The sequence below is a fragment of the Pseudomonas frederiksbergensis genome, assembly GCF_003732665.1.
GTDB classification, from domain to species: Bacteria; Pseudomonadota; Gammaproteobacteria; order Pseudomonadales; family Pseudomonadaceae; genus Aquipseudomonas; species Aquipseudomonas frederiksbergensis_G.
Map to the genome: position 1 here is coordinate 1 of NZ_MOBP01000030.1, position 406 is coordinate 406.

The 406-nt window shown below is 53.9% G+C and carries 1 tRNA gene and 1 rRNA gene; both read right to left on the bottom strand.

From position 1 onward, the window contains the following. Positions 1–97: 97 nt before the first annotated feature. Positions 98–174, bottom strand: a tRNA-Ile gene (locus tag BK665_RS32945). Positions 175–256: 82 nt separating this feature from the next. Next, positions 257–406, bottom strand: a 16S ribosomal RNA gene (locus tag BK665_RS32950); the annotation flags it as partial.

A 406-nucleotide genomic window follows, 5' to 3' on the forward strand; every position in this document is an offset into this window, starting at 1 on the left:
CGGGATCGAACCGTTGACCTCCTGCGTGCAAGGCAGGCGCTCTCCCAGCTGAGCTATGGCCCCATATTTCTACAGGCGTTTCCCACACAAGCAAAATTGGTGGGTCTGGGCAGATTCGAACTGCCGACCTCACCCTTATCAGGGGTGCGCTCTAACCAACTGAGCTACAGACCCAATTTCGAGCTGCTTTTAATCGTCTTCTTCAATGAATCAAGCAATTCGTGTGGGAACTTATGGAGCAGCTGATGTCGTCGATTAAGGAGGTGATCCAGCCGCAGGTTCCCCTACGGCTACCTTGTTACGACTTCACCCCAGTCATGAATCACACCGTGGTAACCGTCCCCCCGAAGGTTAGACTAGCTACTTCTGGTGCAACCCACTCCCATGGTGTGACGGGCGGTGTGTA